11 protein-coding genes are annotated in these 15,273 nt (G+C 36.4%); all 11 read right to left on the bottom strand.

The window, feature by feature from the left end; genetic code table 11:
- Positions 1 to 10: 10 nt before the first annotated feature.
- On the bottom strand, positions 11 to 487 hold the full coding sequence (locus MKY71_RS19500; protein WP_065217219.1) for a hypothetical protein: 477 nt from the start codon (positions 485 to 487) through the stop codon (positions 11 to 13).
- A 407-nt stretch (positions 488 to 894) separates the two neighbouring features.
- Positions 895 to 2,172: an IS110 family transposase gene (locus MKY71_RS19495; RefSeq protein ID WP_340732245.1), complete on the bottom strand. Its 1,278-nt coding sequence runs from the start codon at positions 2,170 to 2,172 to the stop codon at positions 895 to 897.
- A 612-nt stretch (positions 2,173 to 2,784) separates the two neighbouring features.
- Positions 2,785 to 3,834, bottom strand: a complete 1,050-nt coding sequence (locus tag MKY71_RS19490) for an NERD domain-containing protein (RefSeq protein WP_065217218.1) — start codon at positions 3,832 to 3,834, stop codon at positions 2,785 to 2,787.
- Between the two features lie 198 nt (positions 3,835 to 4,032).
- Positions 4,033 to 4,974 (bottom strand): hypothetical protein, encoded by a 942-nt coding sequence (locus MKY71_RS19485; protein WP_340733808.1) that lies wholly within the window; start codon positions 4,972 to 4,974, stop codon positions 4,033 to 4,035.
- 80 nt (positions 4,975 to 5,054) lie between these two features.
- Positions 5,055 to 5,315 carry a hypothetical protein gene (locus MKY71_RS19480; protein WP_065217216.1) on the bottom strand — a complete coding sequence of 87 codons (261 nt, stop codon included), beginning with the start codon at positions 5,313 to 5,315 and terminating at the stop codon, positions 5,055 to 5,057.
- Positions 5,316 to 5,457: 142 nt separating this feature from the next.
- Positions 5,458 to 6,576 carry a DNA polymerase III subunit beta family protein gene (locus MKY71_RS19475; RefSeq protein ID WP_065217215.1) on the bottom strand — a complete coding sequence of 373 codons (1,119 nt, stop codon included), beginning with the start codon at positions 6,574 to 6,576 and terminating at the stop codon, positions 5,458 to 5,460.
- 95 nt (positions 6,577 to 6,671) lie between these two features.
- On the bottom strand, positions 6,672 to 7,142 hold the full coding sequence (locus MKY71_RS19470; RefSeq protein ID WP_340733807.1) for a single-stranded DNA-binding protein: 471 nt from the start codon (positions 7,140 to 7,142) through the stop codon (positions 6,672 to 6,674).
- 48 nt (positions 7,143 to 7,190) lie between these two features.
- On the bottom strand, positions 7,191 to 7,391 hold the full coding sequence (locus MKY71_RS19465) for a hypothetical protein (RefSeq protein ID WP_065217213.1): 201 nt from the start codon (positions 7,389 to 7,391) through the stop codon (positions 7,191 to 7,193).
- Positions 7,392 to 8,864: 1,473 nt separating this feature from the next.
- Positions 8,865 to 10,682, bottom strand: coding sequence for a group II intron reverse transcriptase/maturase (gene ltrA / locus MKY71_RS19460; RefSeq protein ID WP_340733806.1), 1,818 nt, complete (start codon positions 10,680 to 10,682; stop codon positions 8,865 to 8,867).
- A gap of 736 nt (positions 10,683 to 11,418) precedes the next feature.
- Positions 11,419 to 12,462 (bottom strand): DNA primase, encoded by a 1,044-nt coding sequence (locus tag MKY71_RS19455; protein WP_340733805.1) that lies wholly within the window; start codon positions 12,460 to 12,462, stop codon positions 11,419 to 11,421.
- Positions 12,463 to 13,381: 919 nt separating this feature from the next.
- A complete protein-coding gene (locus tag MKY71_RS19450) occupies positions 13,382 to 14,866 on the bottom strand; it encodes a cystathionine beta-lyase/cystathionine gamma-synthase (protein WP_340733803.1) in 1,485 nt (494 codons plus the stop codon).
- Positions 14,867 to 15,273: the final 407 nt, after the last annotated feature.

Raw genomic sequence — 15,273 nt, 5'->3', positions numbered from 1 at the left:
TCACCTCTTTTTAATCTCCTAAAAATCTAATTTTATCATCTAAAAATGATAAAGTTGGTCTTTGGTCACCTAGAGTAGAAGAAGTACTTCTATATAATGTTACATAACCACCATCTGTATTCTTTACAAATGTAGTTCCATTCTTACTAACATGTTGTACCACCTCTCCACGTCCCCCTATATTAGTGAATTCTGTCATTGCGTTATTAAAATTTCCATTGTTATGATAAATTTTTGTACTTCCACTTTGGTTAGAAAAAGTAGAACGACTTGTTAGTGCTGCCCAATCAGCTCTTGCATTACTAGGCTTAAATGATGAAAGTGGCGTTATTAACATTTCTGTAGAGTTTATTAGTGTTACAGTTTCATCTTCAATAATTTCAGGTTGTATTGCACTTCCGTCATCATTTGCAAAAACTAAACTTGAAAAACCAAATGACAATAAAATAATAGAAAAATATGTAGAAATTGTTTTTAAATTTAACATAAAGATTCCTCCCTCTATAAATGTTGATGTATCAATGGCTCACGCCATTTTAGAGTGTCAAAAAAATATTCTCCCGACACGTACATCTATCTTTATTTTGTAATTATTGATTTTTTTAACAATATATCTGAAAGCTTCGCTAAAAGATGAACCATTAATTGGTAATGTTCCTCCTGATCCTGTGCTGTATATTGATGCACTTTTGGATCTCTGCGTAGCTTATGATGACGGACCCTCCCATGTCTCTAGGCGTCTGATTGCGCGTACATTCCTTCGTTCGGTCTATTCATAAGGCAGAGGCTGGCGATGCTCCTTTAGGGACTCGTTTAATTAATCACGGTCGGATGGGGTAAATAATGCCGGCTTCTCCGTGTCATCCTCTTGGTTAAACTTTTGATGAAGTACGCTTAAGCAGCTGTTTGGAGACTGGCAAAATCGTTCATCATTTGTTGTTCATTAAACATGGTTTTCTTTTTACATAAGGCATGTAAAATCTTCAGTAACTTCCCACATAACACGACGATGGACTGCTTTTTTCGAAGCGGATTGACTGTACGTGTTGTGTAGTATTCATGTAATTGTTTGAATGCTGGATTATGCAAGATTAAAGGCATCATGACTCGGAAGAGGAGGGCGCGAAGTTTTCTTCTACCTCGTTTAGAAATCCGTTTTTGTCCTTTTTGCTGACCGGAAGAGTTTTCACGCAATGTGAGTCCCGCTAGTTTAATTAATTGGCGTGGATGTGTATATTGCGTTAAAGAACCAATCTCTGATAGTAAATCGACAATCGTGACATCCCCGATTCCAGGTACCGATGCTAAATAGTCATAATCCGTCATTTGTTTGGCTAACTCTGCGAGTTGACTTGTTAAGTCGTCTAGTTGTGCTTGCATCAATTTGTGCTGGGAAAGAAGCGTGGCGATTTCGAATTTGGCCATCACTATACCTTCTGTCAGTCCGATTGAGCTTTCTGCTACCTCGACTAATTGTTTTGCCTTTGGTAGCTGTGGGCTTTTCAGACCGTCTACCTGGCGATATAAAAATAGTAACTCTTCTGGTGATTTGCCTACAATATCTGTTGGTAATGGTGTTTTTTCAAGTACCGCATACGCCATTTTCCCAAAGCTTTTAAACACTTGTGTGAATTCAGGAAAAAAGCGATCCAGCCAACGAATCATGCGATTTTGTAGGGCATTTAAGTCTTCTTGAATCTTTGAACGTAATGTCGCACCATTTCGTAACTCCGCTTCGATACCTTCGAGATGTCGTGGATAGCTGAAGCGACCATCTCGCATGAGGCGAGCAATGACAAGTGCGTCTTTTTGGTCATTTTTCGTTTGAAGATTGTCGTCCAATTCCTTGGAACGATTGACGTGCATTGGATTGACCATCACGAATGGTATTCCGTAGCTTGTCAGAAACGCCGCCAAGTTCATCCAGTAGTGTCCTGTTGGCTCAAAACCAACGAGGATTTCCTGTTTTTCATGAGTGGTTTTTAGAGCGAGTAAGCGCTCATAAAAGCCTTCAAATCCAATGCGTGACTGTGTAATAGGAAATGATTTTTGGAGCACTCGGCCTCGATCATCAATAGCGCAAGCAAAATGTTTGTGCTTCGCAATATCGATACCGATTACTAGTGTATTTTCAGAAACTTGATTAATTTTTTCATTCGTATTAAAATTCATTGTTGTAAGTCCTCTCTGTGGATGTGCGAGTCAATTTTCCGGTTGACACTCAAGCATCATACAGGAGGGCTTTTTTGTTTTCAAGTCCCCGAAAATCCTTCTAACAGGAATGCTCCTTTAATAATACTAGTTCCATTAGTTTAATTCATATTTAATTAAAAATATCAATGCCAATCAACTATACGTCTACTGGTTAACAAATTTGAATATTAATAGTTCCATTGAAGCCACCTCCATTTTTCTATAAATTACCATATACTTTGAGAGAAGTATAAAAATATTCTTAAATGAATATGAGAAAGTTTAATCAATGATATTCGTACATTTTTTTAAGGATATAGGTAACTTATCTTGTCGGGGAATATGCAGGTATAATGAAGTTCATGAAGTTGTCACTTTGTTATTTTGTATGGTTGGATTCCATGAGGTTATTTTTTAGTAATTAGCATTATATTTTTATCTGGCAAACCTAAGAACTGCACCTAACTGTGGAATTGACGTCTACTTAACTGATTTACAACAATCAGAATTTGAGGTTTAATTGCCGCTAGTGATGAGTGCGGTTATTTGAAGAAAATACATATGTGAAGTAAGGGCAAAGAAAACTGCCACTTACTTCATATAGTCCTTAATAATGAAAATAAGGTCATTACCGAATGCATTAATTTTATATTCTCCAATGCCTGTAACTGTTTTCAACTCTTCATGGTTACAAGGTTTTTTTGAAATTAATTCTTCTAAGGTTTTATTTGAGAAAATATTATAAGCGGCCATATTTTTTTCATTTGCTAATTTTAGACGGAATTGTTTTAAAGCATTTTCTAAGTCTGTACTTTTCTGTTGGTCAGGCTTTGACTTTACTTTTGCTTCATCTTGATTATCAATAGTTTCCTCTAAGAATTTCAACTCTACTTCCTCTGTAACTTCTTCATTAATTTCTTTATGCGAAGCTTTAATATATTCGCTCATTTCGCTCATACGGTTGTCGAGAAAATGTACAGGCGACGATTTTTGAAGTTCCGATTTTAAATAGCTTACCAAATTGTCTACCCGTATAACTTTTTCTTGCACTCGCTGACTTGCTTTATTAGTGTTTATAACGGTCTTATTATTTGTAAATACAACCACACTTTTAATTGGAGTTCGACTAACTGCTCCCATTTCTTTCATATATGATTCAAATATTTGAGATTGTCGTTCCACTTGTCTTAATGGACTGTAGAACCCTTCTTGTAGAGCAAGTTTTTTTCCATGGAATACTTGTCGAATAAATTCATCTTTTTCATTAACTAAAATATGGCCATAGTAATTTTTAACTTCAATTAATAAAATAAATTTTCTTGTTAAGACAACAAAATCGATCTGACAGCTTAAACCGTTATGTTCAATCCGGAAATCATGAAGTATATGTATTGGTAAAAATGAGTTTTGTAATTCAAATAAGACACTATTCTCACCTTTCAAACCTAGTTCCAATAATTTTATTTGTTTGCGTATTTTTTTTCGTTTTTGTTCATCTGAGTTTTCAATTTCTTTATGTAATTGTTCAATTAATTGAATACTTTCTGTTGCTTCTTTAATAAGAAGTGGTGTTTTTAAAGTTTCGGTATCTGTAATAGCATTTGCAAGACTTTTGAGAAAGCCAACCTTTTTATATTTCATAAATTCCTCCAATTAATATCAGTTATAATGTTCGACTAAACGATATGTTCATTATGACAAAACACCTATTCAATGTATATCAAAGGTATTTAAAACAAATTTTAACACCTTAAATAAAAAGGATTGCTACGATTTCATAAAGAAATGTAACAATCCTTTGTTTATTTTAAATTAGAATTACTTGTTATATTTGGCTTTTCACAAAAAGCGCTGATTTTCTTGTTCAATCCAGTTCAAATAATGCAAACTCTTGGATTCCTCCATACGAAACCCTTCAATTGTGAAATTGCAATTAGTAAGTAATTGCTCAACCTTTTCAATGACGCTCTGAAGCTCATGCGTCCATTCTAAGCCGTTCCACTCGGTTAAGGTGATATACAAGTCCTCAATGTTTACATTACTCTCATAACGCGTTTTAACCATGCTTTTAACGAAATGTGCTGCATGTTCAAATGACATATCAAATATTGTTGAAACACTGTTAAATAAGCTATGAAATTCCTGATAAGCCATGTTCGCGTAATCGGCTGCCATATCAAACTCATATTCACTAAATGCTTCATTCATCATTTGCTGTTGCCATTGGATACGCTCTAATCTCCCCGATAAATCTTGGTACCAACGTTCTTTTGAAACGAGCTCACGTACCTTTTCAAGTAGATCGTCATACGTCACTGTAAATGCTAGTAGCCCCTTACTGCTTTTATGCTCTAACTTTTTATAGCCAGCTTTCAAGTAGCAATAACCCGTATTAGAGGATTTCACACTTTTCTGGTCCACATACGTAAGCAAAGTCATGGGTGCATTGTCCTTTTTGAAATGTTCAAAGGTCATTAATGAAGCAAGGATAATTAAATCACTGCTCAAATGCTCACTTTCATTACGAAATAAGGTGCATTCAATCGCTGTAAAGCAATCGTCACGAAATTTAGAGTACCAACCAACCCAAACAGCATCACCGGCAGCTGTACGCAATACGTAATTCTTCCCTGGTCGGCAAAAACTCGTGGCCCCTACTGTCTGCCTAGAATAATGGCGATCGGCTAATTGGCGACAAGTAACGTCTGTCTTTTTCGTCACCTGCCATAAAGTGTGTTTTCCATCCATAAAATCTAGCATTAATTGATAATTAGTCGTCATAGTTCATCTATCTCCTTAATAAAAAAAGCAGCGGTATATAAACCACTGCATATCTCGTATATTCTCCTTAAAAATAGCTTTTAGAAAGCTTTTAACACTTTTACCGCGCCATCACGAATCGTTACATATAGTGTTGCTAATCCGTTGAAAGCGGTTGGCTCTAAAACTTCCTCTAAAAATTCTGCATCTACATTTACAGCATAATGATGTTCCTTACTTTCCTCATTGAATGATAAAAAGTTACCTTTTGAACGTAAGTGACGGTAAAAGAAAGATTTATGTTTGTTGTTAAGACGCATTTCTAATTTTTCGATGTTTGAAGTTGTAGTTGTTTTTTTCATAATTTAATATTCCACCTTGTCATGTTTAGTTGCTCGCAATAAAGAAAAAGACACTCTATTCCATTAGCAAAGCTGAATGAAAATAAAGTGTCGTAAGAACCGTTCTTTAAAGCGGCTTAATAGTATTTGTCGTGTATAAAAATTATATTCGTGTACCCATAATCACTTGTTGTAATGAAGGAACTGTGCTGACATACAATTTTGGACCATCAAATGTTAAGATGATCGTTTCATTGCCTGTAGCAATTGCCTCTTTCAAGAATTGTACGTTGACGTTAAACGTTTCAGGTAATGTTCCGGTTACTGACGCAATCGGTAAAACGGTACTGAACTCACCGCCCTGGTGAATACATTGTACGTTTAAGCCCGATTCTACAGCTGAGAAACGAACGATCTTTTTAGCATCGTCCTTTTCTTTCGAAATACCACTGAATGAGTCGATTAACTTTAGTACATTTTTAAGCGATTTCACATCAACCTGTGCTCTAAATGACTTTTCCGAAATACTGAATAATGGTGCTACATTTGGATAAGTACCATCTAACAGTTTTACATATACAGTTACATTTTCTTGTTTTAATACAAGGAAACCATTACCGATTTCAGATAAGATTTCTTCTTCACTAAACAATGATAACGCGTCTGATAAGTATTTATTGTGCACAACGATTGAAGGGATTTCGTCAGTTTTTAATTCGATATTGAACAATGCAGCGCGGCGACTATCTGTACCTGTAGCGATTAAACGCTCACCATTTGAAACAAGGTTGATACCTCTAAGTTGTGGGCGCGATGCTTTATCACTTGATTCGCACGCATAACCAATGTTTTGTAAAAGCTCCGTATAGAAGCTTTTTGGAAGTGTTGGCAAATACGGCTTTAGTTCACAAGTCGGTGCTGGCGTAAATACTTCATCAGATTTTAGATTAAGCTTTAAATTAACCGATGTAGTTCGAATGTTAAGAGCATTATCCGTGACTGATAATACAACTTCGTCCTCCACTAAGTTAGAAAGTACGCTTAAAAAGTGTAAATCCAATAGCATTTCGCCTGGTTGTTCAACCGTAAAAATAGTAACTAATTCATCATTACCAACGATGCTATCTAAAACAGTTTTCGATGCAAAAATATCATCGTTCCCGGACTGTAATACCAAATGGTCCTCTGCAGCTGTCACTTTGATAACATCATTTTTAGCGTTCTTTGATAATGAACGAATTTCCTTAACGATAACTTCTTTATTCTTTAATGTGATCTTCATATATATTCTCTCCTATTTTAAAAACGAACAGTTAATAAGCTCGACTGTTCGTTTTCTATAAATTATTTTTGTCAGATTAGAGTTGTAGTTTGTAATTAACGATTAAAACCGAAGCCATCAGGTGAGCCAGCATTTGAAACAGGAGCATTATAACCCTGTTGTGACGATTGCTGATTCTGTTGGTAAGCTTGTGATTGAGTTTGTTGATTAGCATTAGAAGGATCAGCCGCCTGTTGAGGTTGAGTAGATGTTTCCTTTTTATCAAGGTAACGAATATCTTCAACAACAATGTCGTGGCTATAAGCTGTTTTGCCATCTTGACCTTGGTATGAACTAGACTGATAGCGACCCTTGATTGATACTAAACTCCCTTTTTTAAGGTACTTAGCAGCGTTCTCAGCCGCCTTTTGCCAGATCAGCAGAGGGATAAAATTAACGCCCTCTTTGCCATCTTTGAAAATACCATCACCGATTGCCAGCGTTACACGTGTGTACGCCGTACCATGTCCTGTATGCTTTAATTCAACATCCTTTGTTAATCGTCCTACGCCTGTAAATACGTTCATTTCAATATCTCTCCTAAAGTTTATTTGTCGTGTTTATTATTTTCATGATTAAAGTTCGTGAATGTTTTGGAATGTAACAGCGCGTTTTGAGCCATTTCTTAAACTCAATTCGATAGGCAGCTTACGATTCTTAATTAAATCATCAAGCCCCTTGCCATCTTCAATATTCCAAGTCCAGATCACGTTTAAAATATCTAATTTAGATACTTCAACTGAAAAGTCGCGAACAATGTTATAAAGGGACTGCATTTTCTTCTGCCCTTTTAATGTGTCGTCTTTTGATTGAAGGATGTGACGCGTCTTCTATCCGACCGTTAGGTTGGGGAATCGAAGATAGCGTCTACCCATTACGGGCTGGATAGGTAATTTTCGCCTTCAGCTCGCCTGTTAAGGTTACTCATTTTCCCCCCACTCACACCGTACGTGCGACTTTCATCGCATACGGCGTTCCATCTTAATTTTGCTTACAAGCATTAACGTCTTATTTCGTAGCTTTTTCCCTAAGTACTAAGATTTTCTTCCAAGTTTTTGGACTTACTATGCTAGAAAAGTCTTTATTAGAGTGAATCATCTTATGGCAACCTTCATGTGTTGTAGCTAGGTTATTCACCTTGTTAATTAGGGCGATTGGTAATTTGCGGTTGATGTGATGTGTGTTCACTTCATATGTTCTGACGTGTTCACCACATAGGTTGCATTGTCGTAATATTGGATAATTCCTCTATGGTTTCGTATCATTAGGAAGAATCACTCCTTCCTTTTGAAAAATCGGTTTTGCACAACGGCATCCCATTTAATTGACGTAATATCTTGTTTGCAATGTAATTAAGACTATGCCCCTTTGCTCCACAGGCATTACTCTGCTTCAACGCTACTACGGGCTGCTGCCACTAGTATTAAATGGTCATTTCCTACCATCGAGGTTTCATAGTTCTCCTACAAACTCCACCTAACTAGCTTCTTCTGTTCCCATTTTCTTAGCTTTACTTCATTGTTTTAGGCGCACCCTTTAACCCGTTAGTTACTTCTTCACCCACAGCAGGCGGATTTGAAGCTAACAACCTATATTGGTTGAAAGTCGTCATAATCGGACACCAGATTATGACCACAACTAAAATCTTTTTCAAGACCGAATGGCTTGTTATTCGCCAAACTCGACATTACGAGTCGTTAGTAAGGGTATTCGTTTCAACTTTTTTATAAAGTGTACCTCGCCATGACAATTACTAGCCCCCCGCATATTTCACTAACCGCTTTTCAGGTCTGTTTTTCTGCGACTTCACCGAGCTTCATACAAAATGAGTTTTAGGATTTCATCTCGCATGTCGGAGTATTAGGGTAACCATGCCTGCTTTCATGTTAAGTAGGGATTTCACCTACCAATTCAGAAAATGAGTTAAATAACGTTTTCTCTATATAAGAGAAAGTATCGCTATTCCTAGGCTTTTCTACTTGTATTTCTACAATGTATTGGGCTTAGAACAGAACGCACGTATCCATGTCATAAGCGGTAATTAGCTTCTTAACATACTTCCACTCTTGCAATCTCATTAAAAATTCCTCATAGTTCCCGGCTCCTGGCAGACCCACAACCAGCAAGCCAAATGTTTTAGACGAGATGTAAGCTTGTGACGATAGGTAAGACCTTGATGCTATCTCAGTCTTTTCCCCCGTCTCACACCGTACGTGCGAGTTTCCCCGCATACGGCGTTCCATCAGCGTTTACAGTGCTATGCTATCTAATTTACAATTCTTGCGGAATCGGTTAACTTTCTCAATTTGTTTATAAGTAAGTTTGTATTCGGCAATGATTGATTTAATCGCTCTAGGATTTGTACTGTGAATAAGTTTGTGTAAGTCTTTATGGACGATTCGCAAGTTTTTGAATTCGTCAGTTCCATCTAGATATTTAGGAATGTAATGGTGACAATGGACTTCATTGGCTGTTAGGAACAGACCAGAGATTTCACATTTACCATTTTTCATGGAGTATCGTGAAATACGATTATCCATGTATTCCATACTTCTATTAGATGGCTTATAAAGAGATAGTTTTGTTAATTCCTTAAATACACTGTCGCTAAGATTCTTGTGAATACTTCTCCTACCTTCATCTGTGTAAAGGGTTAACTCCTGTGAAAAGTTCATAGGAGATTGGTGCTTTTGACCAACTAATGGGAAAAGAATAGTATCTTTGACAATCCACGTTTTTCGTTTCAGATGTCCGAAACGCTTTTTATAAGTGGGTGATGGTGATTTAGGAAATTCAAACTTACCGGATTCCTTAAAGCGATTATGCATGGTGGTCCTAAGTTCATAGGAGAACCTATTTAAATCCTTGTATACATGCGTTGCTATTTTGAAGTAATCGTGTATACCAAGTATGAAACTATTAAATTTATGAACATTTTCCTTAGTAGGATTTTTGGAAATGGTTTTGATATGAATCTTCGCATTTTCCTTAAGCTGTTCTAGTTTTTCATCTTTGATATTTGATTTGACAACGAGTTTATTTCCCTTTTTCATTAATCCAAAAGTGAATCCAAGGAATTCTGTTTTCCTTTTTCTTAGATTAATAACTCTAGATTTCTCCGGAGAGATATCCAGTCCCAATCTGTCCTTAAGGTAGCCACTGACAGCATGGAACCATCTCCATGCTGTTTTACTATCCTTCGCCATGATTTTAAAATCATCTGCATATCTTACAATGAAGCCTGCTTTGAGGTTAGACTTTTTAAGATGCTTGTATCTGTAAGATCTAGGATTCTTTGAGTATTCAGGAACTTCAATTTCGAAATCTTCGAATTGTCCGGCAACCCACTGATCTAAGTCGTTGAGAACAACATTAGATAGTAGTGGTGAAAGGATTCCACCTTGTGGAGTGCCTTTCGTTGGGATGCCAACACCTTTTATTGGAGCTTTAAGCATTTTCATGATGACGGCCAAGACCTTTCTATCACGTATGCCGATGTTCCAAAGTTGTTTCATTAGTTTGGTGTGGTTGACGTTATCGAAGAAACCTTTAATATCGATGTCTACACAATAATGATAGTTTGAGATGTTTATTAGGTAATTCATTCTTGCTATAGCTTGATGTGTTGTTCGTAAAGGTCGAAAACCATAGCTGTGTTTGTAGAATCTTGCTTCACAGATAGGCTCAAGAACTTGTTTGAACATTTGTTGTATCAAGCGGTCTAGCATGGTTGGAATTCCTAAAGGTCTCAATTTACCATTCGCTTTTGGAATATAGGTTCTCTTAACCGCCCCTGGTCTATAATTCTCAAGTCTATCTCGTATGAGACTAATGAAGTCATCGCGAGTCAGACCTTTATAATTACTTATCGAAAATTTATCAGTTCCGGCTGTTGAAGAACCTTTATTACTTTTGATACTTCTATAAGCAAGTAGGATATTTTCATCGCTGATTATAATGTCATATAATTTGTGAAAATTATTTCCATCTTTACTCATCGCATATAAATTTGAGAAAATTTCGGTTGTACCGTAATATTCCCAATGTCGCAAGGTTGTCTGTATCATGGATACCACCTACCCTCATTAATAAGTAGAGGTACTTCCCATGTTCTTACCGGACCCATACAGTTCAATTAGTTAGAATAGTCAATTCTGTAAAACGATGACTAGTGGCTATCCCTCCACAAACATTACATTTGCTTCAACGGTACTGTGCCACCACCTTCACCGAAGTAAAGTGATTTAATACTGCGTGAGCAGATTTATATTCACAAACACGCCCCTTGATAGAGGTTTGATACGTGTCTTCGGCTTACCACGTTCCTTATTTCTTAGCCATCCATGTAAATTTTAGGTGCTTGCTATGAGCCCGTGAAACTACAATAGCGTCTTTGCTCGCTATACCGACTTTCATAAACACAATTCTTACTTATCGGCGGTCTCACTACCGTTGTAACGGCGGAAAGCATTTCTACTTCCTAGGCGTAAGGACCCGTACATTCGCAAGTTCGTCAGACACTTGATTGTGTCATTCTCACCATTATTTACTTTTCGACACCCAGACCTATAAGATTCACCAACTACCTCTAGTCAGCTTTCCTCGGCATTATCCGTTAGGGAATCCCTCAGCCAATCTTCACCTAGCTTCAAACCCCAAATATCTATCAAATATTTGACGCATGTAGGAGTATTAGGCGAGCGTTTCAAGCTAGCATGATAGCTTTCATTCCACTCATCAGAAATAAAGTTGTAATTACAAACTTCTATATAAGAAGTAGTAACCCCGCTGTTTCGTGTGGTATTAAGCCACACTTATCAACGAACGTGTCGCACTATGCTCACCTTCAGTTACAAGTAAGGACTTCATAGGACAAACTTCTGTAATGTGTCGCCCTTTCGACCATACTTTCATTACTGCAGGTGGCACAGCGATAGACATTGGCGCTCCACTTGAAGCACCATTTCGTCTTAAATACTTAATATTGGTTTCACTTTCAACATTGTGCTGAGAACTGAACCAAATGTATTTAGGCGATCCCTCGTCTTTACGAATACGTAAGCGAATGATATACCCGTATTCATCAAATACAGGAATAAAATAGCCCTTCATACTCGTACAAACATAATGCCATTTCCCTTTAACAACACCTTTTTCCGTTGAAATTTCACCAGCTTCACCTAAATGAGCAGGGAATTTCGACTGTTTGTAATAATCGGGTTGAAAAATTTGAGAGAATCCTGGTACTCGTTCAAGAGGATAATTTTTCTCCATGAGCGTTTTGTAAATTGGTAGCCATTCATCATAAGTTGGAACTGATCTAAACATATATAGATTCAATTCATCTTGACGATAGCCGCGCTCTAATAACTCTTTATGATGTTCAGTACGTAAAGGACACAGATTTAAAAATGCTCGATATACAGCATCTAAAATACGTGGTTCTTGCGGCGGTAAACTTTCGCTCACAACTTTTACAGAAGGAACGTAGTCTTTATTACCAGCAACGATTACTTTGCCTGTTTCATCATAAATTTCAATCTTTAAAAGCTCTGCAATACCTTGAATTGATTGCTTGAATACACCATCAGACTTACCAAACTTATGCCAAGCATAAAAGCCAATCGCATTATTAGCCGATGTATCAGTACAAGTAAAACATTTCATGATATTCTTTCGTGTTTCGATGCAGCAATGTTCCATAGCACCTTCAGCGTGATCAGGATTAGGACAAGGAATAAAAATCTGTTTTCCGATTTGCTTCATTGGTAATTCTAACGCATGTGCAACTTCAACCATTGGTACATTTCTAATTAGGTCAATGCTTTCTTGACTAATTTTCGCCATTATAAATAGCCCCCTTAAAAAAATTTAACCTTTAAGACGCAAAAAAACGCTCGATTAAATGAAGGCATGACAAATAAAGTCATAACAATCACTCAATTGAGCGTTTTCAATAAAAAAACTCTATTCCTGTGGAATAAAGGTGTGATAAAAAATAAAAAAGTCATAAAAGTTAATAGAATTAGTATAGCTAATAAAATTAAATTTGTCATTAACAACTTTTTTAAACGCTCAATTCTTTTGGTATTAACTTTTCAAATTATCTGGAACCATGCTAAAGACTGCCATTGCTCAGGCAATTCCTTGTCTTTGATTTATCCATAGTTACAGCTGCGAACCAGTTCAACACTGGCAGATTAATGTAATGTTTTTAAAAATGCTTAAATAGGCTGTAGACTTTGTTCTGGAACCATTTGTATTTTCTCCATGAAAAAGCCCATTCCAGCTACAAACACCGCGCTCAATAAAATAATACGGCTTAATAATTGTTTAAAAATCTTTATAAACATTGATTGAATAGCTTTTTAAATGATTATGTACAAATGGTCCCCATATAAAGCTACCAATCTATTCAATTAGCAAATTAGATCCTTAGTAATTTATAAAGCTATAAATATAAAACTATAATCTATTACTGGGGGAATTCTATGGATACTCTATTAAGAATAAGCTGAATAACCAGTAAACAATTGTATGCTATTAATCTACCTGGCGTTTAAATGTTTATTTATATGGCTAAATGGATAGAATAATTAGGGTTAATAAATTGTTATAAATCTATTTGATATAAACATAGTCAGTAATACTTGGGAAGAACTCTATTAAGATTAAGCTGAACTACCAGTGAACAAACAAAGCTAGTACGAGTAAATAACGATTTTCATAGCTTTACGGCATCAACAATTGATATGTATTAACGCATTCAATTATGGAGCCGGGGCGCGGCATTCAACTGATATTCGAGCAATACTTCTTTTGAAACAAAGGGCATTATTGCACTCGATTTAGGCTTTTTAGTTTTAGATACCGCATTTGTTGTCATTTCATTAGTCGTTGTAATAGCTGATTCGACAGCTGGCTTCGGTTTATTCTTTAAAGCTTGTACCAGTTTATCGAGAACCCCTTCTTTAAGCATCTTCATTAGCTTTGTTACATAACTTTTAGATACCTTCAAAAGCTTGCTGACAGCCGTATTTGTGCTTTTAGGATACGTAGCGCGGATCAGCTTCAATTTCGTTAATAATCGTAAAAGCTTAGTAGAACGGCGTCGATTATATTCTTCTCTTGATTTACCCCCTGCCAAACGACGAGATTTTTCTTTGGCTTTACGATTACGACGCTGTTTTTCCTCTTTGGATATGAGGACTGATAGGTGTTGCATTTCTGCCTCCGTAATTTCAAACCATTCAATCAGAGTTTCATTGTATAAGCGTAAGTGGTCGTTTGTATCGGCATAGCGGATCGCACTTATTGTACGATTGTAAACCTCACCCGATTTTAAAGGCTTAACAAATAAACCATTCAGTTCCTCAATCTTCTGAACAGCCTGCTCCTTACTTCCAGTTAGCAAATATGTGTAATGGCGCGCAACAAATAGCAAACGCTCACGATGGCCTTTCATGTTCCCCTTACGTAATTTGATAAGGGTTTCAAGGTCATTTAAACGCCCTGCTAATAATGACTTTACTGTAAACCACTTAGGTAATTTTTTCTTTGGGCGGTCTAATGAATCACTATTTGCGTTTGATTGAATTGCAAAGTTTACTTGCTCAACTGCCTTTTTATCTGTGTTGTTTGAAAAGTATGTAGAAAATGTTTTTAAATTCATTAGTCGGTCATGTAAATAGTCATAACGGACAATTTCATTCGATTTAGAATTAATTGAAGAAGGTAATCGGAATACACGTGCTGCATCGGATGTAGACGATGGATCGGCCCCAAAATCTTTAAGTAACTCAAAGATTTTACGCTGAACTTTACGCCAACGGTCGATAGCTAGTCCACTTAAAGGCTCACAATGCCATTCTAAAGCGAAACCACGTCCTGAATATAAAATTACATTCGGTTCTGGTAGCCTCGAGTGAAAGTAATCGGCTTTAAGGACCTCCAACACTTGTTCAGGCTTTAATCCTAAGTTGTGACAATCAATATCGATGTAAAAGTTATGTATTGTGCGTAGCTGATTGTTACGACGTAAAGGACGGTAAAAGCTATTAAGTGATATATAAGAGTCATAGCATACATATGAGCGAATCATTTCAGGTGTAATGTCATCTAAATAAACATGCTGCTGATGAACAGAATCACTATGTTGGAACTTACGCATAAATGTTACGTAGCCGTCTGTATCACGATGTAAAATTTTTATGTATTTCAGTGGGTCAATTTGGTTATAAAGTGGAATCATAATTTCGCTCCCCTTCTAGAAAACAAAGGGTAGTGAAAAATAGATTTTCGAAAATTATAAATAATTCTACAAAAAAACTAAATTTTGTCATAAAGAGCCCTCTTTCTGTTTGTTTGGTAAAAATTACAGAAAGACAGAAAATTAGTGTAAAAGCCTTGAAATTTGCGAATAAAAAAGCTAAAATTATAGTAATTATATAAAAAAGACAATATTAAAGACGCCTTACGAAATTGCTTTTTTTTCGAAAGGATAAATTTTAGTTTTTTATTCTATTTGTAGGTCTTAACGACTTACCAGAATGACTGCGAATCATTCTAAAACTAAGCTCTAAAACACGATTATTTCTGTCTTACTAATGCAACTGCGAATTGCATTAGTGCCACTAAGGCGACGGCTGCGAACCATCG

The organism is Solibacillus sp. FSL W7-1324 (assembly GCF_038008025.1).
GTDB lineage: Bacteria > Bacillota > Bacilli > Bacillales_A > Planococcaceae > Solibacillus.
Note: the sequence above shows the minus strand (reverse complement) of the source record. Positions and strands in the feature narration are given on the sequence as shown.